Below are 21,641 nucleotides of genomic sequence, written 5' to 3' on the forward strand. Positions count from 1 at the left end.
TCACAGGTGCGGGATCAGGTGGGACAGCCGGCGGGCCGATTCGCTGTTGTGTTCGGCCGCGCCGGGCATGTTGGCGCTCATGAACACCTCCGGCGTCTCGCCCCGGCGCAGCTGGATGCCGAGCGCCTCGACGATGATCGCGTCGAGCAGGGCGAGGCCGACCACTGTGGACGACGGACCGGCCGACGGGAGTCCCGGGCCGAGCGCGACAAGCGCGTCGCCGGGCGGGCAGTGGTTGTCGACGACCACGTCGGCGATGTCGTGCAGCCGGGGGCCGGGCCGGTCGATCGCCGACGCGTACCCCCGGGAGGTGATCGTGATCAGCGGTACGCCGCGGGCCTGGGCCGCCTGCGCCACCTCGACGGGCAGCGGGTTGGCGCCCGAGTTCGAGGCGATCAGCAGCACGTCGCGGGCGCCGTCGAGCCGGTAGCCGTCGAGCACCGACTCGGCCTGTCCGGTGCGCCGCTCCAGCACCGTGCTGTGCACCGCCCCCTCGTGCAGCATGTGCGCCGGTTTGAGGATCGGGCAGACCCGGGCCGCGCCGCCGGCCCGGTAGAACGCCTCCTCGCCGAACATGTGCGAGTGGCCGCTGCCGAAGACGTAGAAGATGCCCTCGGTGGCGAACGAGTCGGCGACGAGTTCGGCCGCCCGGCGTACCGCCGGCAGCTCCTCGCTCAGTGCCTGGTCGAGCACGGCCCGGACCCGCTCGGCGTAGCGGGCGCCGGTGACGTCGGCGGGCGACCAGGCCGCCCGGCCGGCGGGCGTCGATTCCCGGATGCTCATCGCACCGCCCCCGTGGTCAGTCCGCCGACGAAGTACCGGCCGGCGAAGAGGAACGGGACGATCGCGGGAACGATCGTGCAGACCGTGCCGGCCATCAGCAGCCCCCAGTTCACGGTGTACTGGCCCATGATCGCGCTCAGGCCGATGGGCAGGGTCTTGAGCGAGTCGCTGACGATCAGCTGCGAGGCGAACACGAACTCGGTCCAGGAGAAGACGAAGGCGTAGACCCCGACGGTGGAGATGCCGGGGGCCAGCAGCGGCAGCACGATCCGCAGCATCATCCGGACCGGGCCGGCGCCGTCCACGGCCGCCGCCTCGTCGATGTCACGGGGGATGGCCAGGAAGAAACCGCGCAGCAGCCAGGTGCAGAACGGCGCGGTGAAGGCGACGTTCACGATCACCAGCGCGTTGCGGGTGTCGATCAACTGGATCGAGGCGAACGCCTGGTACAACGGCACCAGCAGCAGCGTGCCGGGGATCATGTACGCCACCAGGATGAGCCCGGCCACCTTGTTGCCGCCCGGCACCCGCAGCCGGTACAGCCCGTACGCCGCGCAGAACGACACCAGAATGGTGAACAGGGCGGTGAGCAGGGCGATGATGAAGCTGTTGGTCAGGTAGGACGGGTAGTCGGTGGCGGTGAACAGCTCGCGGAAGTTGTCGAGCGTCGGGTCGGTGGGGATCAGCGTCGGGGTGGTCCGCAGGATCTCCTCGCGGTCCTTGAACGCCGACATGGTGACCCAGTAGAGCGGGCCGAGCACCACGACGGTGAGCACCGTCCAGGTGACCAGTCGGGGCAGCCGGGCCCACGGCAGGCGGGCGGTCACGCGTCCTCCTTCGGTCTCGCCGCCCGGATGTAGACGGCGGCGACGGCGGCCAGCAGAACGATGGTGATCACGCTGACGGCGGCGGCGTCGCTGGCCTGGAACTGGCTGAACGCCTTGTTGTAGATGAAGACCGGGGCGGTGGTCGTGGCGTCGGCGGGTCCACCCTTGGTGACCAGGTAGATCGAGTCGACGATGTTGAACGACCAGAGCGAACCGACCAGGCCGAGCGCGAACAGCACCGGCTGCAGCAGCGGGAAGGTGATCTTCCAGAAGATCCGCCAGGCGTTCGCGCCGTCCACCCGGGCCGCCTCGTAGATCTCGTGCGGGATGGTCTGCAGCGCCCCGAAGATCACCACCGCGCCGAGCGGGAACCAGTGCCAGCTGTTCATCAGGATCAGGGCCGGCATCGCCAGCGCGCTGTCGGCGAACGGGCTGCCCAGCCCATCGACGCCGACCGCGCCGCCGATCTTCGGCAGGATGCCGTAGTTGCTGTTGGTCAGCCACTGCCAGATGACCGCGACCGCGACGGTCGGGATCACCCAGGGAAACAGCACCCAGGTCCGGGAGGCCCGGGCCCAGCGGCCGGCCCCACCGATGATCAGTGCGGTGCCGAACGCCATCAGGGTCTGGACCACCAGGTTGCCGAACAGCCAGAGGCCGGATCTGCCGATCGACTTCCAGAAGCGGGTGTCGGCCAGCGCCTGGGTGTAGTTCTCGAGGCCGACGAAGGTCGACTCGCTGCCGACCACGCCCTGGTTCTGCAGGCTGAGCAGGACGGTGTTCACCAGCGGATAGCCGATGACCCCGAGCATGACGAGCACCAGCGGCGCGACCAGGGCGTACCCGAGCAGGTGGGTGTGCCACGGCCGGTGCCGGCGGGCCCGGCCCGCCGGCACCGGCTCCCCCCGGGTCCGGGTACCGGGGAGGCCCCCGGTACCCGGCACCGCGTCGCGGGCGCTCATTCAGCGACCGCCGCCTGCATCTGCTCCTGGCCCCAGCGCGCGGCGGCCTCCGGCGACTCGCCGTTGCTGTAGATGCGCTGCACCACCTGGGCCAGCACGTTCTGACCGGAGATCTTTCCGACGGTGTCGACGTACTGGCCGTCGACGAAGCCGAACAGGGCGCCGGTCTCCGACTGCTCCAGCATCGCGTCCACGCACTCCTGGTAGGTCTGGATGACCTCGTTGCTGGTCCAGGACTCGGCCGTGGCGCCGTCGGCGGTCAGCGGGAGGAACAGCCCCGGCTCGGCGTTGAGGAAGGTGCCGTAGTTCGCCGGCTCCAGGATGTACTTCAGGAACGCCTCGGCCCCGGCGGCCTTGTCGTCGTCCTTGGACATCACCATCGCGGCGTTGGAGTAGTAGATGCTGCCGGGCTCGCCGCCCGCGGAGACCGGGATCGGGGCGCAGCCCAGGTCGCTGGCCGGGCGGCCGGACTCGGCCTCGAACGGCGCCAGGTACTGCCCCTTCTCGATCGCCATCGCCGCCGCGCCGCTGTTGAACGCGGCCTGCGGCTCACCCCAGGAGTAGTTGCCGCTGTCCGACGGCGAGTACTGGAGCAGATCCCGGTAGAGGGTGAGCGCCTCCACGGTCTCCGGGGTGTCGAAGTTGACCTCACCGGACTCGGTGAAGAGGTCGCCGGCCCCGGCGGTCAGCATCAGGCTGTAGAGCACCTGGTCGGTGGCGAGGTTCCGGCCGGCCGGCAGGGCGATGCCGTGCTGGTCGCCGGAGGTGAGCCGCTCGGCGGTCGCCAGCAGGTCGGCGTGGGTGGCCGGCGGCTCGGAGATGCCGGCGGCCTGCAGCAGGTCCTTGCGGTACCAGAGCATCTGCACCATGCCGTAGAGCGGCACCGCCCAGACCTCGCCCTCGTCCTGGTACGGGGCGACGGCCGCCGCACCGAAGTCGTGCGCCTGGTCCAGCTCCTCGACCAGCGAGGTGACCGGCCGGACCGAGCCGATCGGCCGGACGTAGGTGGTGAAGTCGGGGATGGTGAAGAGGATGTCCGGCTGGGTCTGGGACTGCACCGCACCGGAGATCTTCGTGTAGATCTGGTTCCAGTCCTGCACCTGGGCCTGGACTTTGTACTCCGGGTCGGTGGCGTTGTAGCTGTCGATCAGCTTCTGGAAGCCCTCCACCCGGTTCGGCGGCTGCTCCATGTGCCAGAGGATGACCGTCTTGTCGTCGCCGCCGGCTCCGCTCGATCCTCCGCAGGCGGCCACCGGCAGGCCGACCACGACGACGGCGGCCGCTGCGGCCAGCCGCTTGAACTTCTTGTACCTCATCTGGTGGTACCCCTCTCACGGCCGTCAACTGCTGGATATAGCTGCTGGTCCAGCCGCCGGCACCGCCTGCGGGCTAGACGAGTCAAACGTCGTTGGGATAATGTTCCAGACGCTACCGCTGCGGTCTAGACCAGTCAAGAGAAAGATCCAGGGAATTCGGCGTCCGCCCTGGTCAGGCGCGGTCGGCTGGAGACGCCTTCGGGAGATACGGGATGATCACGTCATGTCAACGCCGAAACACGTCGCGATCACCAATGCCCTCCGCGAGCGGTGCCGCGAGCTGCCCGTCGGCTCCCGCCTGCCGGCCGAGAAGGAACTCGCGGTGCAGTTCGAGGTCAGCCGGATGACGGTCCGGCAGGCGCTCGACGCGCTGGCCGCCGACGGCCGGGTGGAACGGGTACCCGGGCTGGGCACCTTCGTCCGCCGGCCGACCGTCGCCATGGGTCCGCACCTCACCTCGTTCAGCGAGGACATGCGCAACCGCGGCCTGCGCCCCAGCAGCCGGCTCATCGCCATCGAGGAGGTCACCGCCACCGGTGAGGTCGCCACCGACCTCGGCGTGGACCCGGCGAGTCCGGTGATCCGGCTGGAGCGGCTGCGGTTCGCCGACGACGAGCCGATGTGCCTGGAGGACGCCCACCTGCCGAGCCGGCTTCAGCGGGTCCTCGACGACGCCGACCTCGAAGGATCGCTGCACGAGGTGCTGGCGAAGGCCGGCATCGTCATCGCCGCCGCCCGCCGCCGGGTCCGCGCGGTACCCGCCCCGGCCCGCGACGCCCGGCTGCTCGGCCTGCCCGAACACGCGCCCGCCCTGGAGATCGTCGACCTCTTCTTCGACACCGGCCGCCGCCCGGTGCAGCGGTCCCGGTCGCGCTACCGCCACGACCGGTACGAGGTCCAGTCCGACCTGTTCCGGCCCGCCGACCCCGGCCCCGGACGATGAGCCAAGGAGTACGCCGATGAGTTGGACCGCACACACCAGCCCGGAACTGCCCGCCCCGGCCGGCCCCTACAGCCACGTCGTCGACGCCGGCACGATGGTCTGGACGGCCGGCTTCGGCCCGCAGGACCCGGCCACCGGGGCCGTCCCGGCGGGCGTCACCGCCCAGACCGAGCAGGTGCTCGACAACGTCGAAGGGGCGCTGCGCACCGTCGGACTGGGCCTCGGCGACGTGGTCAAGGCGACCGTCCACCTGCAACACCTCGACCGCGACTTCGCCGCCTACAACGAGGTGTACGCCCGCCGCTTCCAACCGCCGTACCCGGTGCGCACCACCGTCGGCAGCACCCTGGCCGGAATCCTGGTCGAGGTCGACGTGGTCGCTGTCCGCCGCGACCGGTCGCCGGCGCGCTGAGGTGGCCGCCGTCCAGGTCACCGACGCCATCTGGCTGGTCGGCAGCGGCACCCACCCCGGGGTACGCACCGACCCGCACGACTGCCACTGCTACCTGATCTGGGACGGGACCGGCGGCGTCCTCGTCGACACCGGCACCGGCCTGGGCGCCGAGGCGTGGCTGGCCACCGTCGCCGAGGTCTGCGATCCGGGCGCGCTGACCGGCGCGATCGTCACCCACTACCACGCCGACCATGCCGGCGGAGCCGGCGCCGCCCGCGCGGCCGGCCTGCCGATCCTGGCCAGCGCCGAGACCGCCGCGGCCCTGGCGAGCGCCGACGAGACGCGCACCTCGCTCGCGGTGGCCCGGGCCGCCGGGATCTACCCGGCCGACTACCGGCTCTCCCCCACCCCGGTCGACCGGATCATCGGCGCCGGTGACACCGTCGCGGCCGGCGGGCTGAGCGTCGAGATCGTCGCCGCCCCCGGCCACTGCGACGGGCACCTCGTCGGGCTGGTCCGCACGGCCGGCCGGCACGTCCTGTTCAGCGGCGACTGCCTCTTCGCGGGCGGCCGGGTGAGCCTGCAGGCGATCCACGACTGCCGGCTCGACGCGTACGCCCGGACCGTCGTCGACCTCGCCGGCCGGCAGGTCGACGCCCTGCTTCCCGGCCACGGCGACCTGGTTCTCGACGGCGCCGCGGCGGACCTCGACCGGGCCGCCGAGTCGTTCCGCCGGCTCGTCCCGCCACCGAACGTGCTGACCGGCTGACCGACCCGGTCAGGCCACCGCCCGGAGACCACCCACCGTCGCGTAGATGTCGACGAGCTGCTCCGCGCTGCGCTGCCACGGATACGCGGAGCGGACCCGGTCCAGAGCGGCCGTGGCGTAGGTGAACCGGGTGGTCGGATCGCGCAGCAGCCGGCGGATCGCGGCGCCGAGCGCCACCGGGTCGCGCGGCGGGACCAGGTCGCCGGTCAGCCCGTCGACGATCGTGTCGGGGTGGCCACCGACGGCGGTGCCCACCACCGGTACTCCGCAGGCCATCGCCTCCAGCGGCGGCAACCCGAACGGCTCCTGCCGAGCGGCGGCGACCACCAGGTCCGCCGACCGGTACCAGGCCGGCAGCTCGTCGCGGGACACCGCGCCGACCAGCCGGAGCCGGCCGGCGACCCCGCAGGCTTCGGCGAGCGAGCGCAGCTCCCGCGCGGACGGGTCGTCGGCCACCGTCGCGTCCGCCGGGCCGCCGACGACCACACACTCGGCCTCCGGTACCGCCCGCATCGCCCGGATGACGTCCGTCATCCCCTGCTGCTCGGTCAGCCGGCCGACGGTGAGGATGCGGGGCCGCCCGGCGTGCCGGGCGGCCCGCGGACCGTCCGGGGTGAACCGTCGCTGGTCGACGCCGGGCGGCACGACGCTGATCCGGCCCCGGGGAACTCCCATCCGGATCAGGTCGCCGACCTCCTGCTGGCACTGTGCGACCACCCGGTGCACGCCGTGGCCGAGCGCCCGCTCGTAGCCGATCCGCCGCTGCCGACCGGTGCCCCGGTCCCGCAACGCGACGCCGAGCGCGTGGTAGGTCAGGACCACCGGTACGCCGGTCCGCCGGCTGGCGGTCAGCGCGGCGACCCCGCTGGTCCAGAAGTGGGCGTGGACCACGTCCGGCCGCCACGCACCGTCGCGCCACCGGTCGCCGAGCCAGGCGCCGAACTCGGGCAGGTACGCCGGCAGGTCACCCCGCGCGGTCGGGTGCGGCGGACCGACGGGAACCGGCACGACCACCGGGCCGTCGCCGACCGGGCCGCCGACCGGGCCGGTGGTCGGCGGTCCGGGTGCGTCGTGCCGGGTGTAGACCCGTACCTCGTGTCCGTCGTCGGCCAGGGCGGCCGACAGCTCCGCGACGTGGACGTGTTGACCGCCAGCGCCGGAACCGCCGGTAGCCGCGAGCGGGTTGGCATGCTCCGAGATCAGCGCGATCCGCATGTGCCCTCCTTCTCCGCGGTCGCCGCCTGATCGGCGGCCACTGCTGGCGGCGTATCGATGCCAAGGACTCTCACTCCGGGGCGCTACCCCGCCCGGCGACGGTTAACCGCGAGCATCGGCGGATTCGCCGAGGTCGCTTCCGCCGGTGTCGGCGGCCGCGGTGGGCGAGTGGGCGCGATTGGCGTATATTTCGTGCTGGCCGGTCCCTGCCTTCAGCCACGAGGGAACGCGATCGGCGTCGTCAGACGGGCTCTCTCTCGTGAACGACGCCTATTCACCCCTGCGCGATGCCGCCGAACCCGTGCTGCGCATCGACATCGACCCCACACCGGACAACGGCGTGGCGCTGCGCCTGCTCGGCGACCTCGACCTGGACAGCGCGGCCAGGCTGCCCCGGCTTGTCGACTCGCTGCTGACCGACCCGGCCCCGGACGCGCTCACCATCGACCTGTCCGGTCTGGTCTTCTGCGACTCCTCCGGGATTCACGCGCTGCTCAACTGCCGGGAGCGGGTCGCCGAAGCGGGGTGCCGCTTCGCCGTGGTCCGACCCCGGCCCCAGGTGCTGCGGGTGTTGGAGCTCACCGGGGTCGCGGCGCTGCTCGGGCTGTCCGCCGGTGACGCCTCGTGACCTGCCGATCAGTCCCGCACCGTCAGTTCCCCGCTGTGGACCAGGTGCTCGGCGAGGTCGCGCAGCTTGACGTTCGTCTGCTGGCTGCCCCGGACCAGCAGTGCGAAGGCCTGCTCGCCGGTCAGCTTGTAGCGCTCCATCAGGATCCCCTTCGCCTGGCCGATCAGGTCCCGGGTACGCACCGCCTCGGTCAGCTGCTCGTGCTGCTCCGCGTTGGCCAGCGCGACCGCGGCGTGGGCCGCGAACAGCAGGCCGACGTGCTCGGAACCGTCGTCGAAGGCGTGCGGGGCCGGGGCGTAGAGGTTGAGCGCGCCGACGGCGTCGTCAGCCGCGTAGAGCTGAAACGACAGCATGCTCCCGACGCCGAGGGCCTGCGCGCCGACGGCGAACTCCGGCCAGCGCCCGTCCTGGGCGACGTCGGGCATCCGGACCGTGTGCTCGTCGTAGAGCGCCGTGAGGCAGGGGCCCTGCCCGGTCTCGTACTGGACCTGGTCGACCTGTTGGACAAGCTTGTCGGTGGCGGCCGGGGTGGTGATCCGCGACCGGCCCTCCACCCGCATGATGCCGGCGTGCGCCGCACCCGGCACGGTGTCGACGGCGGCCCGCACGATCGCGTCCAGGGTGTGCGCGACGTCGGTCTCGGCATGCAGCGTACGAGCCAGGTCGCCGAACCGGCCGGCCAGATCGTCGCGGCTGAGCAGCGGCGCCGGGTCGGCGGGCCCGTTGCCGCGATCGGGCGCTGTGTCGGACATGGTCGCTCCCCCTCCGGCGGCCCCCGGACCCGATCGATCCGGCCGGCCGCACCTTCCACATCTCCGCACCGGCAGGTGCCCCAAACATCTCCGCACCGGCAGGAGTGAGAATGCCCACCACACCGTACGCCGGCGCCGATGACGCCCGGGAGGATCTCGACACGGTCGCCCTGCGGTACGCCGCCGACCTCACCAGGCTGTCCCCGGCCCGGCGGGCGGCGGCCCGGGACGACCTCGCCCGGCAGGCGTTGCCGTTCGTCAACCGGCTGGCCCGCCGTTACCAGGGCCGCGGCGAGCCGTTGGACGACCTGCGCCAGACCGCCCGGTTGGGGCTGGTGCTCGCGATCGACCGCTACGACCCGGAGCGCGGTCCGTTCACCGCGTACGCCACGGTCACCATCGTGGGCGAGCTCAAGCGGCACTTCCGGGACCGCGGGTGGGGGGTGCATGTGCCCCGCCGGCTGCGTGACCTGTCCCGGGAGCTGACCCGCTTCGACGCCGACCTGACCGGCCGGTTGGCGCGCCGCCCGACGGTGGCGGAGCTGGCGGCGGCGAGCGGCGCGACCGTCGAGGACGTGCTGCTGGCCCGCCGGTCGGCGGAGGGTTACCGGCCGAAGTCCCTCGACGTTCCGGTCACCCCGGAACGGGCCAGCCTGGCCGAGGAGATCGGCGACCGGGATCCCGACCTGGAGTCCGTCGACGACCGGGTCACCGTGGCCCGGCTGCTCACCGAGCTGCCGGCCCGGGAACGGGAGATCCTCAGCCTGCGGTTCTACGGCAACCGGACCCAGGCCGAGATCGCCGCCCAGTGCGGCATCTCACAGATGCACGTCTCCCGGCTGCTGTCGCAGGCCCTGACCTGGCTGCGGGAGGCGATGCTCACCGACCATTCCCCGGTGTGGAGCGGCTACCGCCCCGATCCGGAGACCTACCGGCTGCCGCTGGTCCGGCGGATGCGGGCGGGCGTGCTGACGGTCGGGGTCGGCGGCGAGGTGGACCGCGACAACGCCGGGCAGCTGACCCGGGCCCTGGTGGGGTCGGCCGGCCGGGCGGGGGTCGACCGGGTCGAGGTCGACCTGGCGCGGCTGCCGTTGATCGACGCGGCGGGCACCGCGGCGCTGCTGGCGGGCTACGAGGCGGCCCGGAGCGCCGGGGTCGCCTTCCGGATCATCGCGCCGAACCGGCAGGTCGAGCAGATCCTGCGGCTAGCCGGGCTGGCGCCGCTCGTCGACCGCTAGGTCCAGCACCGCCCAGACCAGCTTGCCGCCGCCGGTGACCGGCAGCGTCCCCCAGCCGCTGCCGAGCGCGTCGACAAGCAGCAGGCCGCGCCCGCTGGCCTGGGCCAACGGCGCGGGCGGGTTCAGCACCGGCAGCGCCGGGGAGCCGTCCCGCAGTGCGATCTGCAGCCGGTCGTCGGAGCTGGACAGCAGGAGGGTCATCATCGTTCCGGCGTGGACGGTGGCGTTCGCGACCAGTTCGGTGACGACGACGCAGGCCGGGCCGACCAGCGGCTCGGGCACTCGCCAGCGCAGGCAGACCTCGGTGGTCAGCTCCCGGGCCCGGCGGGCCGCGCCGACCACCGGCAGCAGGTCCTCGCACCGGCTGGGTCGGGTCGGCGCCGTGCCGATCCGGGCCAGCGCCTGCGCGCGGGTGGCGCAGACCGCCAGCCGCGGCGCCAGCCAGGCCGCCGCGTCCGGGGCCGCGCCGTAGACCAGCACCGGGATCTGCGGCCAGCGGGCCGCCTGGGTGGCCGCCTCGGTCAGCACCGACAGCGCGGCGGGCGTCTCGCACCGCAGCTGACCGAGGTCGGCGATAAGCGCGTCGGGCCGATCGGCGAGGCAGCTCAGCAGGACCCGCCGGACCGTCGCGGCGGCCGACGGGTCCAGCGCCCCGACCAGGCGCACCTCGGTGTGCGCGGGATGTCGGGCGACGTGGCAGCGCATCGGGGACATGGCGATCCGTCCATCCTTCCGCTGGTGGCAGCCGTGTCAGCGCCCTACCCCCGAAGTTTTCTCGGAAACAATCGCGAACCTCCGGCTCGCGGCCCGATGTGACGGGCGCGACAGGATCCATCGAGCTCCGCCAGGAATTGAGTCGGGTCGACTCAAGTTGAGCTGGATGCCGGCCCGAACAGACCGGCAGGAGGACCCGAGGGAGAAGATCATGAGCACTCTGTCGTTGTGGACCCGTCGCGACCCGTTCACCGAGTTCGACGCGCTGGTGCGTACCGCCTTCGGTCCGGCGCAGGGCCGGCCCGCCGGCTTCACCCCGGCCGCCGAGGTCACCCGGGACGGCGACGACGCGGTGGTCCGCGTCGAACTGCCCGGCCTCGACGTCGAGAAGGACGTCACGGTCGAGGTCGACCGCGGCCGGCTGGTGGTCCGCGGCGAACGCCGCGACACCCGGACCGCGGAACAGGGCGGACGCAGCCTTCGTGAGGTGCGCTACGGCTCCTTCCAGCGGTCGTTCCGGCTGCCGGGTCACGTCACCGCCGACGCGGTGAGCGCCGCGTACGACGCGGGCGTGTTGACCGTGCGGGTCGCCGGAGCGCACGCCGGCACCGACGCCCGGCGGATCGCCGTGACCAGCGGACCGGCCGCGGTGACCGGCCCGGCCGACGAGCGACCGGCGGACCAGGCCGCCTGAGACCAGCCCGCCTGAGATCAGGCCGGCGGACAGTCCGATGCACCACTGGCCGGCCGGGCTCCGATGCGGAGCCCGGCCGGGCCGTTCGCGGCGTACCCTTGCTCGCTGGACGGCCACAGCCGATCCAGACCGGGGGAAGAATTGCTGATCCGACTGCTCCGTGACCACCTGCGGCCGTACCGCCGGCCGATCGTCATCGTGGTGCTGCTGCAGCTGGTCGGCACGATCGCCTCGCTCTACCTGCCCAGCCTGAACGGCGATCTCATCGACCGGGGGATCGCCGTCGGCGACACCGGCTACATCCTGCGGGCCGGCGGCTGGATGCTCGTCGTCACCGCCGTCCAGATGGCCTGCTCGATCGCCGCCGTCTTCTACGGGGCACGCACCGCGATGGCCGTCGGCCGGGATCTTCGGTCGGCGGTCTTCCACCAGGTCGGGCGCTTCTCCGCGCGCGAGCTCGGACAGTTCGGCGCCCCCTCGCTGATCACCCGCAGCACCAACGACGTCCAGCAGGTGCAGATGCTGGTCGTGCTGACCTTCACGATGCTGGTGGCCGCCCCGATCATGTGCGTCGGCGGCATCGTCATGGCGTTGCGCGAGGACGTCGGACTGTCCTGGCTGATGGTGGTGAGCGTGCCACTGCTCGCAGTGGTCGTGAGCCTGATCGTGCGCCGGATGGTGCCGCTGTTCCGGGCGATGCAGGCCCGGATCGACACCGTCAACCGGGTGCTGCGCGAACAGATCACCGGCGTCCGGGTGGTCCGGGCGTTCGTCCGCGAGCCGGCCGAGACGCAGCGGTTCGCGACCGCCAACCAGGAGCTGACCTCCGCGGCGCTGCGGACCGGCCGGCTGCAGGCGCTGATCTTCCCGGTGGTGATGCTGGTCCTGAACGCCTCCAGTGTGGCGGTCCTCTGGTTCGGCGCCGGCCGGGTCGACGCCGGGCAGATCCAGGTCGGCTCGCTCACCGCGTTCCTCAGCTATCTCATGCAGATCCTGATGTCGGTGATGATGGCGACCTTCATGCTGATGATGGTGCCGCGGGCGGCGGTCTCGGCCGAGCGGATCGTCGAGGTGCTCGACACCGAGTCGTCGGTGGCGCCGCCCACCCGGCCGGTGGCCGCGCCGTCGGTGCGCGGCGCCGGCCCCGGGGCCGGCGGTGTGGAGTTCCGGCGGGTCGCGTTCCAGTACCCGGGCGCCGCGGCGCCGGTGTTGCGGGACATCTCGCTGCGGGCCGCGGCGGGCACCACGACCGCGATCATCGGCAGCACCGGCGCGGGCAAGACCACCCTGCTGTCGATGGTGCCCCGGCTCTTCGACGCGACCGCGGGGGCGGTCCTGGTCGGCGGCGTCGACGTGCGGGAACTCGACCAGGAGGACCTGCGGGGGCGGATCGGGATGGTCCCGCAGCGGCCCTACCTGTTCACCGGGACGGTCGCCAGCAACCTGCGCTACGGCCGGCCGGACGCCACCGACGAGGAGCTGTGGGCGGCGCTGGAGGTGGCCCAGGCCCGGGACTTCGTCGAGCGGCTGCCGGCCGGCCTGGCGGCGCCGATCGCCCAGGGCGGCACGAACGTCTCCGGCGGTCAGCGGCAACGGCTGGCGATCGCGCGGGCGCTGGTCCGGCAACCGGAGATCTACCTCTTCGACGACTCGTTCTCCGCGCTCGACCTCGGCACCGACGCCCGGTTGCGGGCGGCCCTGCGACCGGTGACCGCCGACGCCGCCGTCCTGCTCGTCGCCCAGCGGGTCTCCACGATCATCGACGCCGACCAGATCGTCGTGCTGGAGAACGGCGTCGTGGTCGGGGTCGGCCGGCACGCCGACCTGCTCGACGACTGCCCCACCTATGCCGAGATCGTGGCGTCCCAGCTCACCGTCGGGGCCTCGACGTGACCAGACCGGCGCCGGACCAGCGCACCGCCGAGCCGGCCGAGACACTGCCCCGGCGGCTACCGCCGGCCGCCGCCCGACGGGGCGGGGGGCCACCGTGGATGAGCGCCGGCATGCCGGCCGAGAAGTCGATGAACTTCGTCCCGTCGGCCCGCCGGTTGCTCGGCCGGCTCCACCCGTACCGGTGGATTCTGGTCCTGGTGGTGGTCCTGGCCCTCGGTCACGTGACGCTCGCGGTGATCGGGCCCCGGCTGCTCGGGCAGGCCACCGACCTGATCTTCTCCGGGGTGCTCGGTGGGCGGCTGCCGGCCGGCCTCAGCACCGACGAGGCGGTGGCCCAGGCCCGGGCGGCCGGCGACGGCAACGTCGCCGACATGCTGGCCCGGATGCGGGTGGTGCCGGGGGCCGGCATCGACTTCCCCCGCCTCGGCGAGCTGCTGCTCTGGACGCTCGGCCTCTATCTCGTGGCGAGCCTGCTCTCCTGGCTGCAGGGCTACCTGCTCACCGGCGTGGTGCAGCGGGCCATGCGCCAACTGCGGGCCGATGTGGAGGCCAAGCTGCACCGGCTGCCGCTGCCCTACTTCGACCGTCAGCCCCGGGGTGAGCTGCTCAGCCGGGTCACCAACGACATCGACAACATCGCGCAGAGCCTGCAGCAGACCCTCAGCCAACTGCTGGTCTCGCTGCTGACCGTCCTGGGCGTACTGGTCATGATGGTGTCGATCTCACCGCTGCTGGCGGTCATCGCGCTGGTCGCGGTGCCGCTGTCCGTGCTTGTCACCCGGCAGATCGCGAAGCGCTCGCAGCGGTTGTTCGTCGCGCAGTGGCGGCACACCGGGGAGCTGAACGGGCAGATCGAGGAGGCGTTCACCGGCCACGAGCTGGTGAAGGTCTTCGGCCGTCAGCCGGAGGTGGAGGCGACCTTCGCGGCCAAGAACGAGGAACTGTTCAGGGCGAGCTTCGGGGCCCAGTTCGTCTCGGGCATCATCATGCCGGCGATGATGTTCATCGGGAACCTCAGCTACGTGGCGATCGCGGTGGTCGGCGGGCTGCGGGTCACCTCCGGACAGCTCAGCCTCGGCGAGGTGCAGGCGTTCATCCAGTACTCCCGGCAGTTCACCCAGCCACTGACCCAGGTCGCGTCGATGGCCAACCTGCTGCAGTCCGGGGTGGCCTCGGCGGAACGGGTCTTCGACCTGCTCGACGCCGAGGAGCAGGACCCGGACCCGGTGCCGGCGGCGCGGCCGCACCGCCCACGCGGCCGGGTGGAGTTCGACCGGGTGTCCTTCCGCTACCACCCGGACCAGCCGCTGATCGAGGACCTCTCGCTGGTGGCCGAGCCGGGGCAGACGGTGGCGATCGTCGGGCCGACCGGCGCCGGCAAGACCACCCTGGTCAACCTGGTGCTGCGCTTCTACGAGCTGGCCGCCGGCCGGATCACCCTGGACGGGGTGGACATCACCGACCTGCGCCGGGCCGACCTGCGGGGCCAGATCGGCATGGTGCTGCAGGACACCTGGCTGTTCGGCGGGACGATCCGGGAGAATATCGCCTACGGCGACCCGGCCGCGGACGAGGAGCGGATCCGGCGGGCGGCGAAGGCCACCTTCGTGGACCGGTTCGTCAGCAGCCTGCCCGACGGCTACGACACCGTCCTGGACGAGGAGGGCAGCAACGTCAGCGCCGGCGAGAAGCAGTTGATCACCATCGCCCGGGCGTTCCTGGCCGACCCGTCCCTGCTGATCCTCGACGAGGCCACCAGCTCGGTGGACACCCGTACGGAGGTGCTGCTACAGCGGGCGATGGCGGCGCTGCGCGCCGACCGGACCAGCTTCGTGATCGCGCACCGGCTCTCCACCATCCGCGACGCGCACCTGATCCTGGTGCTCGACGGCGGGCGGATCGTCGAGCGCGGCACGCACGCCGAGCTGCTCGCGGCCGGCGGCGCGTACCGCCGGTTGTACGACGCGCAGTTCTCCGGCGCGGCCGCCCCCGTCGACTAGGGAGCCCCGTCCTGCACCGCCGCGACGGCGGCCGGGGTGAGGTCGGGGCGCTGGGCGCCGAGGCCGCCGCAGACCACCGCCGCGGCCGCCGACGCGTACCGGACCGCGCGATCGGTCGGCCAGTTGCGGGCCAGGGCGGCCCCGAGCGCGCCGACGAAGGCGTCACCGGCGCCGGTGCTGTCCACGACCGGCACCCGGTAGGCGTCGATCTCGAACGGTTCCCCGTCGTGCAGCACCAGGGCGCCCTGATCGCCTAGCGTGACGATCACGGTGGCTGGCCCGAGCCCGGCGGCGGCGGCGAGCGCCCGCCGCGCCCCGGCCCGGTCGTCCGCCGGTACGCCGGTCAGCGCCGCCACCTCCTCCCGGTTCACCACCAGGCACCGGCAGTGCCGCAGCAGTTCCGCCGGCAACTCCCGGTAGGGGGCGGCGTTGAGCAGCAGGCCGACGTCGTGGTCGGCGCAGAGCCGGGCGAACCGCAGCACGGTGTCGATCGGGGTCTCCAGCTGCACGACACCGATGGCGGCCCTCGCGATCAGCCCGCCGTGCTCGGCCAGGTCGTCGGGGGTGATCGCGGCGTTGGCGCCGGGCGACACCACGATGGTGTTCTCGCCCTGCGGGTCGACCACGACGATCGCCATTCCCGAGGCGGTGCCGGCGACGGTGCCGACCCGGTCCACCCCGACGCCGGCCGCGACGAGGTTGGCGCGCATCCGCCGGCCGAAGTCGTCGTCGCCGGTCCGGCCGATGAAGGCCACTTCGGCGCCGAGCCGCGCGGCGGCCACCGCCTGGTTGGCGCCCTTGCCGCCGGGCAGGAACCGGGCGTCGCCCGCGAGCAGCGTCTCGCCGGGCCGCGGGACGCGCGGCGCGGCGACGACCACATCCAGGTTCAGGCTTCCGAGTACGACCACCAGCGGACCGGCCGCCGGCGGCTGGCCGGCGGCGGTCACGCGGAGTCCGGTGTCGGGTGGATGCGCCGATCTCAACACGGACCCGCCGGGTCCGCAACCGATCACGTTGGGTAGGCCGGCCGGGCGGTCGCCGCTGCCCGGTGGATCAATCGCACCACTGGCGCAATAACCCATATTGCGGACAGGTCCTTGCCAGGGTGATAGACATCTCCCTATCCTTCGACGGAAAGCGCTTTCCAGGTGCGAGCGAACCGTCCCGGTCGAGCTGACCATCGCGGCACCTGCGGCCTTCGTGACCCCGGGCGCCACGAGGTCGGCAGCGGCGACCACCATTCGACGACGAAGGTGAACGAGCATGAAACGACCAGTCGCATTGCGACTCCTGGCAGTGCTGGCCACGGCTGCCGCCGGAGCGGCCGCGATCGCGGTGGCCCTGCCGACCCCCCAGGCCTCGGCGGCGACCGGCGGCGTCACCGGCTACGCGACCCAGAACGGTGGGACCACCGGCGGCGCTGGCGGGCAGACCGTGCGGGCCAGCACGGGGACCGCGATCCACACCGCGCTCTGCACCCGGGCCAGCAGCAGCACCCCGATCATCATCGAGGTGTCCGGAACCATCAACCACGGCAACACCAGCAAGGTCTCGGGCTCCAGCTGCAACACCGCCGACGGCGTGATCGAACTCAAGCAGATCAGCAACGTCTCGATCATCGGGGTCGGCAGCGGGGCGGTCTTCGACCAGATCGGCATCCACATCCGCGAGGCCCGCAACATCATCATCCAGAACGTGACCGTCCGGAACGTCAAGAAGTCGGGCTCACCCACGTCCAACGGTGGCGACGCGATCGGCATGGAGAGCGGCGTCCGCAACGTCTGGGTCGACCACGTCACCCTGGAGGCCTCGGGCGGCGAGTCGGAGGGCTTCGACGGCCTCTTCGACATGAAGAACGACACCCAGTACGTGACGCTCTCCTACAGCATCCTGCGCAACTCCGGCCGAGGCGGCCTCGTCGGGTCCAGCGAGAGCGACCGCTCGAACGGCTTCATCACCTACCACCACAACCTGTACGAGAACATCGACTCCCGTACCCCGCTGTTGCGCGGCGGAGTGGCGCACATCTACAACAACTACTACGTGAACCTGCGCGAGTCCGGGATCAACTCCCGGGCCGGCGCCCGCGCCAAGGTCGACAACAACTACTTCCAGACCTCCAAGGACGTCCTCGGCACCTTCTACACCAGCGAGGCCGGCACCTGGCAGGTCAGCGGCAACATCCTCGACCGGGTGACCTGGTCCAGCCCGGGCAGCGACACCAACCCGGCCGGACCGAACATGCAGTCGACCACAAGCGTCAGCATCCCGTACTCCTACTCTCTGGACGGGGCGAGCTGCGTACCGAACCTGGTCCGCCAGACCGCCGGCGCCAACAAGGGCAACCAGGTCTCCAACGGATCCTGCTCGCCGCAGACGCCGGCCCCGACCACTCCGGGCCCGAACCCGACCACCCCGGGGCCGAACCCGACCACCCCGGGCCCGAACCCGACCACCCCGCCGCCCAGCGGTAACAACCTGAGCATCGGAGCGGGCGCGGACGGTTCCAGCAAGGGCAGCGGCACCAGCTACGGCAACGTGATCGACGGCGACACCGGCAGCTACTGGTCGCCCTCCGGCTCGACCGGTCGGATCTCGGTCAAGTGGGGTTCGGCCACCACGGTCTCCCGGGTCGTCATCCGGGAGGCGTCCGGCGCGACCGGTGTCATCGGCTCCTGGCGGCTGGTCAACAACGACAACGGCGCGGTGCTGACCACCGGCAACGGGGCGGGCACCATCAGCTTCGCCGCGACCTCGTTGAAGAAGATCAACTTCGAGATCACCGGCGCGACCGGCACACCGAGGGTCGCCGAGTTCGAGACGTACGCCGGATAGCAGCGGTGGTCCCGGCACCGCCGCCGGGACCACCGCCCCTGGCCACCCGGGAACGCGGGGCCGTCGACTCGACGGCCCCGCGTTCCGTCCGCTGTTCGGGTTCGGCCGGCGGTGGGCGGTGCCTCGGCCGGCCCGCCGCGCCACCCCCTGGGCACCGGGTCGGGCCGCGCCGAAGTGTCGGAGGTACCACCTAATCTCCTCGTCGAGGAACGGCATCCGGGCGATGAGCGAGGAGCATGCGATGGGCGATCAGTTGGTCATGGACGGGGCGGCGGCCAGCGGCCCACCGGTAACCGGGGGCGAGCGGGCCGACCTGCTGCAGACCCTGCGGCTGCACCGGGGGTTTCTCCGCCAGACCGTGCGCGGGCTGACCGACGAGCAGGCCGCCCTGCGTCCCACCGTGAGCGAGCTCAGCCCGGGCGGGCTGATCAAGCACGTGGCAACCACCGAGAAGAGCTGGGCCCGGTTCATGGTGGGCGGCGCCGCCGCGATGCAGTCCGACGCTCCCGACTGGGAGAACGGCTTCCGGATGGTCGACGGCGAAACGCTCGCCGGGCTGCTGGCGGCCTACCAGCGGGTCGCCGACGAGACCGACGAGCTGGTGGCGACCCTCGACCTGGACGCCGCCCACCCGCTGCCCGAGGCCCCCTGGTTCGAGCCGGGGGCGCGCTGGTCGGTGCGCCGGGTGCTGCTGCACCTGATCGCCGAGACGTCCCAGCACGCCGGGCACGCCGACATCCTCCGCGAGTCCATCGACGGCTCGAAGACGATGGGCTGACCAGCGCAGCGGCCCGGCCCCTGCGTCGGGTTCGCTAGCCGGTGGCCCGGGCGCTGATCCGCGCGTTGAAACGTTCTGCGTCGATGACGGCGCGCCGATGGGTGCCGCGGCAGACGGTGGCGGCGTCGTCGCGCGCGACCACGGTGAAGGTGAGCTGCCGGCCGTCGACGGCGGTGAGTTCCGCGTCGACGATAAGAGGGCGACCCGGCGGCGTGGGCGCTTGGTGGCTGAGGTCGACGTAGGTTCCCAGCGTCTGCTCGCCTGGTTGGAGGTGCCCGTCAATGGCGCGCATGCAGGTCCACTCCACGATGGCGACCAGGTAGCCGGTCGCCAGGACCGCCGGCATGTCCGCGAAGAGCTCGGCCTCCGGCAGCAGGTGGGGAACGGTGCGCTCGTCCGGAACCACATACTCCAGTCGGGCGGTCAGGCCCGGTCGCAGTCCAACGATCATTCTGGTCCTCCCGAGGGGTGCGGTGGTCGGTGGCGGCGATCGGGGCGATGCGCGGGGCAGCCGGGCGCACGATGATCAGGAACTTAGCCGCCGATCCGACGTGGTGCCCACGCAGGGCTTCTTCCCCGCACCAGCCCCGCCCGCGTCAGCACCTTCAGATGCCCCCCGCAGGTCGGCTGGCTCACCCCGAGCTTCTGGGCGATCAACATCCGGCCGCCCCACTAGGCTGGCGCGATGACCGTCGAGCCGTGGAACGCCACTGACCCTGGCGTGCTCCGTCTGCCGTCCGGGCGACTGGTCCGGGGTCGGGGACTACGCCGGCCCGCGCCGTCCGGGGCGACCCCCACCTTCGGCCTCTACCTGCTCGGGAAGACGCCACCGGCCGTCACCTGGGAGAGCCGGTGGGTGCGGTGGCCCGACTTCTGGCTGCCCGCCGACCGGACGCAGGCGGCCGAAGCACTCCATGCCGCCTGGGAGAACGCCGCCACCGGGCGGGTGGAGATCGCCTGCAGCGGCGGCCGGGGCCGGACCGGCACCGCCCTGGCCTGCCTCGCCATCATCGACGGGGTGCCCGCGCCAGAGGCGGTCGCCTACGTCCGGCGGCACTACCACCCGAGCGCGGTCGAGACGCCCTGGCAGAAGCGTTACGTCGCCCGGTTCGCCAGCCCTCGTCCGGTGATCTGACGCCACGCCGACCGGCGTCGCGGCGCCCATCCGCCGGCCGCGCCGGTCCCGACGCCGTTACCTGACGGGTAATGGCGCGGCCGATCGGCTGCCGCGTACCGTCGGGCGATGACGAGCACGGTCAGCCGGACGGGCCACCGGTCGGTGGGCGAACTGCTGCGCCGGTGGCGGGAGCGCCGCCGACTCAGCCAACTGGAGCTGTCGATCCAGGCGGAGATCTCGACCCGGCATCTCAGCTTCGTCGAGACCGGCCGGTCGGCGCCCAGCCGGGACATGGTGCTCCGGCTCGCCGAGCACCTGGAGGTGCCGCTGCGCGAGCGCAACCCGCTGCTGCTGGCCGCCGGCTTCGCCCCGGTGTACGGCGAGCACGACCTGGCCGCACCCGAGATGGCCGAGATCCGCGCGGCCGTCCGGCAGGTGCTCACCGGGCATGAGCCGTACCCGGCGCTGGCGATGGACCGGCACTGGAACCTGGTCGACGCCAACGACTGCCTGCTGCGCCTCACCCGGGACGTCGCGCCGGACCTGCTCACCCCGCCGGTGAACGTGCTGCGGCTGAGCCTGCATCCGGACGGCCTGGCCGGTCGGATCGCGAACCTCGGCGAGTGGCGGGCCCACCTGCTCGGCCGGCTGCGCCGCCAGGCGTCGACGACCGCCGACCCGACCCTGACCGCGCTGCACGCGGAACTGCAGGGCTATCCCTGTGACCAGCCGCAGCCCGAGGTCGAGCATCCCGGTCCGGGCGATGTCGTGGTGCCGCTGCGGGTTCGGTCGGCCGGGTTGGACCTCGCGCTCTTCGGCATCGCCGCCTCGTTCGGCACCCCAACCGACATCACGGTAGCCGAGTTGGCCATCGAGCTCTTCTTCCCCGCCGACCCCGCCACCCGCACCGCCCTGCACACCCTGGCCGACCGACAACCGTGATCAACAGATGAGAAGTACCGCTTTCCGGCCCGGAAGCGGACCTTTTCATCTGTTGATCACGGTGGATTTCGGGGCCGACACCGATCGGCTGATACGCGATAAGAACTGATGTCGGCCGAGGCGTGGTCAGTCTCGGAGTCCGACCCAGCAGTCCGCCGGGTCGCCGCAGACGGGGCATCGCCCCTCTTCGTCGGGTACGTGGGTGAAGGCCAACTCCCGCGAGCGCATCAGGATCTGGGCCGCGTTGGACGGGCGGTCGGGGTCCAGCCGGCGAGCCCAGCCGACGAACCGGTTGTGCAGCCAGCCGGCGGGAACGTACTGACGGTCTCGCGCGGCCCGACGAGGACGGACGGCAGTCGCCACCGGCCTGGCGACCGCCGCCGATCTGAAACGTGACCCGGGACCAGGCCGGTCAGCTCCGGTTGGCGCGGCGCAGGCCCGCGTACTGGAGTTCGGCCAGCACCGCGACGGCGGCTGCCTGGCCGAGTACGACCGCCACCCCCAGCGCGGTCAGGTCGAGGCCGCCGAACAGCACCAGCAGCACGCTGCCCACCACCCAGGCGGCGTTCACGGCGATCACCGTACGCACGGCGGACCGGTTTGCCGGGACCCGCGACCCGATGACCCAGAGCGCGACGGAGAACGGGACCAGGAAGCCGCCGATCGCCCAGAGCAGCGCGGTCGGGGCGCCGAGCGGACCGTCGAGCAGCGGCGCGGCGAGCGCCACCGCCGCGCCCAGCCCGGCCGAGGCGACCGCGTCGAGCCGCAGCGCCAGCCGCAGCAGGCGGACCCGGTCCGCGCCCACCGGGGCGGCGATGGTCTGGCTGTATCCGGACATGGC

At 72.4% G+C, this 21,641-nt stretch carries 22 protein-coding genes; 12 read left to right on the forward strand and 10 right to left on the reverse strand.

Annotation, left to right across the window (positions count from 1 at the left end; genetic code table 11):
- The 4 genes from O7627_RS26345 to O7627_RS26360 are packed head-to-tail and all read right to left on the reverse strand — an operon-like array spanning nt 1 to nt 3,888.
- Nucleotides 1-783: an SIS domain-containing protein gene (locus O7627_RS26345; protein WP_278096155.1), complete on the reverse strand. Its 783-nt coding sequence runs from the start codon at nt 781-783 to the stop codon at nt 1-3.
- Nucleotides 780-1,610, reverse strand: coding sequence for a carbohydrate ABC transporter permease (locus tag O7627_RS26350; protein WP_278096156.1), 831 nt, complete (start codon nt 1,608-1,610; stop codon nt 780-782). Before O7627_RS26350 ends, O7627_RS26345 begins: the two co-directional genes overlap by 4 nt.
- Nucleotides 1,607-2,572: a sugar ABC transporter permease gene (locus O7627_RS26355; RefSeq protein WP_278096157.1), complete on the reverse strand. Its 966-nt coding sequence runs from the start codon at nt 2,570-2,572 to the stop codon at nt 1,607-1,609. Before O7627_RS26355 ends, O7627_RS26350 begins: the two co-directional genes overlap by 4 nt.
- Complete coding sequence (locus O7627_RS26360; RefSeq protein ID WP_278096158.1) at nt 2,569-3,888, reverse strand: sugar ABC transporter substrate-binding protein; 1,320 nt, start codon at nt 3,886-3,888, stop codon at nt 2,569-2,571. Before O7627_RS26360 ends, O7627_RS26355 begins: the two co-directional genes overlap by 4 nt.
- A gap of 223 nt (nt 3,889-4,111) precedes the next feature.
- Between O7627_RS26360 and O7627_RS26365 the strand changes: the two genes are divergently transcribed.
- From O7627_RS26365 to O7627_RS26375, 3 genes are read left to right on the forward strand one after another with little or no spacing between them, the layout of a single operon-like run.
- Nucleotides 4,112-4,831 carry a GntR family transcriptional regulator gene (locus O7627_RS26365; protein WP_278096159.1) on the forward strand — a complete coding sequence of 240 codons (720 nt, stop codon included), beginning with the start codon at nt 4,112-4,114 and terminating at the stop codon, nt 4,829-4,831.
- 16 nt (nt 4,832-4,847) lie between these two features.
- Nucleotides 4,848-5,243, forward strand: a complete 396-nt coding sequence (locus O7627_RS26370) for a Rid family hydrolase (RefSeq protein WP_278096160.1) — start codon at nt 4,848-4,850, stop codon at nt 5,241-5,243.
- Nucleotide 5,244: 1 nt separating this feature from the next.
- Nucleotides 5,245-5,994: an MBL fold metallo-hydrolase gene (locus O7627_RS26375; protein WP_278096161.1), complete on the forward strand. Its 750-nt coding sequence runs from the start codon at nt 5,245-5,247 to the stop codon at nt 5,992-5,994.
- A 9-nt stretch (nt 5,995-6,003) separates the two neighbouring features.
- On the opposite strand, the gene O7627_RS26380 is transcribed toward O7627_RS26375, so the two are convergent.
- Entirely contained in the window at nt 6,004-7,209 is a 1,206-nt protein-coding gene (locus O7627_RS26380; RefSeq protein ID WP_278096162.1) for a glycosyltransferase, read from the reverse strand.
- A 259-nt stretch (nt 7,210-7,468) separates the two neighbouring features.
- Here O7627_RS26380 and O7627_RS26385 point away from each other — a divergent pair, with 259 nt between their 5' ends.
- Nucleotides 7,469-7,837: an STAS domain-containing protein gene (locus O7627_RS26385; protein ID WP_278096163.1), complete on the forward strand. Its 369-nt coding sequence runs from the start codon at nt 7,469-7,471 to the stop codon at nt 7,835-7,837.
- Between the two features lie 8 nt (nt 7,838-7,845).
- Here the strand turns inward: O7627_RS26385 and O7627_RS26390 are convergent, their stop codons facing one another.
- Entirely contained in the window at nt 7,846-8,589 is a 744-nt protein-coding gene (locus O7627_RS26390; protein ID WP_278096164.1) for a GAF and ANTAR domain-containing protein, read from the reverse strand.
- A 110-nt stretch (nt 8,590-8,699) separates the two neighbouring features.
- Here O7627_RS26390 and O7627_RS26395 point away from each other — a divergent pair, with 110 nt between their 5' ends.
- Nucleotides 8,700-9,827 carry a SigB/SigF/SigG family RNA polymerase sigma factor gene (locus tag O7627_RS26395; RefSeq protein ID WP_278096165.1) on the forward strand — a complete coding sequence of 376 codons (1,128 nt, stop codon included), beginning with the start codon at nt 8,700-8,702 and terminating at the stop codon, nt 9,825-9,827.
- On the opposite strand, the gene O7627_RS26400 is transcribed toward O7627_RS26395, so the two are convergent.
- On the reverse strand, nt 9,795-10,541 hold the full coding sequence (locus O7627_RS26400) for an ATP-binding protein (RefSeq protein ID WP_278096166.1): 747 nt from the start codon (nt 10,539-10,541) through the stop codon (nt 9,795-9,797). The genes O7627_RS26395 and O7627_RS26400 overlap by 33 nt on opposite strands.
- 211 nt (nt 10,542-10,752) lie before the next feature.
- Between O7627_RS26400 and O7627_RS26405 the strand changes: the two genes are divergently transcribed.
- From O7627_RS26405 to O7627_RS26415, 3 genes are all read left to right on the forward strand, one after another.
- Nucleotides 10,753-11,235: an Hsp20/alpha crystallin family protein gene (locus O7627_RS26405; RefSeq protein ID WP_278096167.1), complete on the forward strand. Its 483-nt coding sequence runs from the start codon at nt 10,753-10,755 to the stop codon at nt 11,233-11,235.
- A 141-nt stretch (nt 11,236-11,376) separates the two neighbouring features.
- Nucleotides 11,377-13,128 (forward strand): ABC transporter ATP-binding protein, encoded by a 1,752-nt coding sequence (locus O7627_RS26410; RefSeq protein ID WP_278096168.1) that lies wholly within the window; start codon nt 11,377-11,379, stop codon nt 13,126-13,128.
- Between the two features lie 98 nt (nt 13,129-13,226).
- The gene (locus O7627_RS26415) at nt 13,227-15,128 is read left to right on the forward strand and encodes an ABC transporter ATP-binding protein (protein ID WP_278098442.1); all 1,902 of its coding nucleotides are present in this window, start codon (nt 13,227-13,229) and stop codon (nt 15,126-15,128) included.
- On the opposite strand, the gene O7627_RS26420 is transcribed toward O7627_RS26415, so the two are convergent.
- Nucleotides 15,125-16,075, reverse strand: a complete 951-nt coding sequence (locus tag O7627_RS26420) for a ribokinase (RefSeq protein WP_278096169.1) — start codon at nt 16,073-16,075, stop codon at nt 15,125-15,127. The two genes, O7627_RS26415 and O7627_RS26420, sit on opposite strands and share 4 nt — an antisense overlap.
- Nucleotides 16,076-16,391: 316 nt before the next feature.
- Between O7627_RS26420 and O7627_RS26425 the strand changes: the two genes are divergently transcribed.
- Nucleotides 16,392-17,963 carry a pectate lyase gene (locus O7627_RS26425; protein ID WP_278096170.1) on the forward strand — a complete coding sequence of 524 codons (1,572 nt, stop codon included), beginning with the start codon at nt 16,392-16,394 and terminating at the stop codon, nt 17,961-17,963.
- Nucleotides 17,964-18,204: 241 nt separating this feature from the next.
- A complete protein-coding gene (locus O7627_RS26430; protein ID WP_278096171.1) occupies nt 18,205-18,741 on the forward strand; it encodes a DinB family protein in 537 nt (178 codons plus the stop codon).
- A gap of 34 nt (nt 18,742-18,775) precedes the next feature.
- Here O7627_RS26430 and O7627_RS26435 read toward each other — a convergent pair whose 3' ends face one another.
- Nucleotides 18,776-19,192 (reverse strand): thioesterase family protein, encoded by a 417-nt coding sequence (locus tag O7627_RS26435; RefSeq protein WP_278096172.1) that lies wholly within the window; start codon nt 19,190-19,192, stop codon nt 18,776-18,778.
- 234 nt (nt 19,193-19,426) lie between these two features.
- Here O7627_RS26435 and O7627_RS26440 point away from each other — a divergent pair, with 234 nt between their 5' ends.
- Both O7627_RS26440 and O7627_RS26445 read left to right on the forward strand, forming a co-directional pair.
- Complete coding sequence (locus O7627_RS26440) at nt 19,427-19,876, forward strand: protein-tyrosine phosphatase family protein (protein ID WP_278096173.1); 450 nt, start codon at nt 19,427-19,429, stop codon at nt 19,874-19,876.
- A 108-nt stretch (nt 19,877-19,984) separates the two neighbouring features.
- A complete protein-coding gene (locus tag O7627_RS26445) occupies nt 19,985-20,800 on the forward strand; it encodes a helix-turn-helix transcriptional regulator (protein ID WP_278096174.1) in 816 nt (271 codons plus the stop codon).
- Between the two features lie 412 nt (nt 20,801-21,212).
- Here O7627_RS26445 and O7627_RS26450 read toward each other — a convergent pair whose 3' ends face one another.
- Entirely contained in the window at nt 21,213-21,638 is a 426-nt protein-coding gene (locus O7627_RS26450) for a hypothetical protein (protein WP_278096175.1), read from the reverse strand.
- Nucleotides 21,639-21,641 lie beyond the last annotated feature (3 nt).

The sequence above is a fragment of the Solwaraspora sp. WMMD1047 genome (assembly GCF_029626155.1).
GTDB lineage: Bacteria > Actinomycetota > Actinomycetes > Mycobacteriales > Micromonosporaceae > WMMD1047.

What these genes read in the sequence shown, in the direction of transcription:
- O7627_RS26345 (WP_278096155.1), bottom strand. Translation starts at nt 783, where the DNA reads ATGAGCATCCGGGAATCGACGCCCGCCGGCCGGGCGGCCTGGTCGCCC.
- O7627_RS26355 (WP_278096157.1), bottom strand. Translation starts at nt 2,572, where the DNA reads ATGAGCGCCCGCGACGCGGTGCCGGGTACCGGGGGCCTCCCCGGTACC.
- O7627_RS26360 (WP_278096158.1), bottom strand. Translation starts at nt 3,888, where the DNA reads ATGAGGTACAAGAAGTTCAAGCGGCTGGCCGCAGCGGCCGCCGTCGTC.
- O7627_RS26365 (WP_278096159.1), top strand. Translation starts at nt 4,112, where the DNA reads ATGTCAACGCCGAAACACGTCGCGATCACCAATGCCCTCCGCGAGCGG.
- O7627_RS26370 (WP_278096160.1), top strand. Translation starts at nt 4,848, where the DNA reads ATGAGTTGGACCGCACACACCAGCCCGGAACTGCCCGCCCCGGCCGGC.
- O7627_RS26380 (WP_278096162.1), bottom strand. Translation starts at nt 7,209, where the DNA reads ATGCGGATCGCGCTGATCTCGGAGCATGCCAACCCGCTCGCGGCTACC.
- O7627_RS26390 (WP_278096164.1), bottom strand. Translation starts at nt 8,589, where the DNA reads ATGTCCGACACAGCGCCCGATCGCGGCAACGGGCCCGCCGACCCGGCG.
- O7627_RS26395 (WP_278096165.1), top strand. Translation starts at nt 8,700, where the DNA reads ATGCCCACCACACCGTACGCCGGCGCCGATGACGCCCGGGAGGATCTC.
- O7627_RS26400 (WP_278096166.1), bottom strand. Translation starts at nt 10,541, where the DNA reads ATGTCCCCGATGCGCTGCCACGTCGCCCGACATCCCGCGCACACCGAG.
- O7627_RS26405 (WP_278096167.1), top strand. Translation starts at nt 10,753, where the DNA reads ATGAGCACTCTGTCGTTGTGGACCCGTCGCGACCCGTTCACCGAGTTC.
- O7627_RS26415 (WP_278098442.1), top strand. Translation starts at nt 13,227, where the DNA reads ATGAGCGCCGGCATGCCGGCCGAGAAGTCGATGAACTTCGTCCCGTCG.
- O7627_RS26425 (WP_278096170.1), top strand. Translation starts at nt 16,392, where the DNA reads ATGAAACGACCAGTCGCATTGCGACTCCTGGCAGTGCTGGCCACGGCT.
- O7627_RS26430 (WP_278096171.1), top strand. Translation starts at nt 18,205, where the DNA reads ATGGGCGATCAGTTGGTCATGGACGGGGCGGCGGCCAGCGGCCCACCG.
- O7627_RS26435 (WP_278096172.1), bottom strand. Translation starts at nt 19,192, where the DNA reads ATGATCGTTGGACTGCGACCGGGCCTGACCGCCCGACTGGAGTATGTG.
- O7627_RS26440 (WP_278096173.1), top strand. Translation starts at nt 19,427, where the DNA reads ATGACCGTCGAGCCGTGGAACGCCACTGACCCTGGCGTGCTCCGTCTG.
- O7627_RS26445 (WP_278096174.1), top strand. Translation starts at nt 19,985, where the DNA reads ATGACGAGCACGGTCAGCCGGACGGGCCACCGGTCGGTGGGCGAACTG.
- O7627_RS26450 (WP_278096175.1), bottom strand. Translation starts at nt 21,638, where the DNA reads ATGTCCGGATACAGCCAGACCATCGCCGCCCCGGTGGGCGCGGACCGG.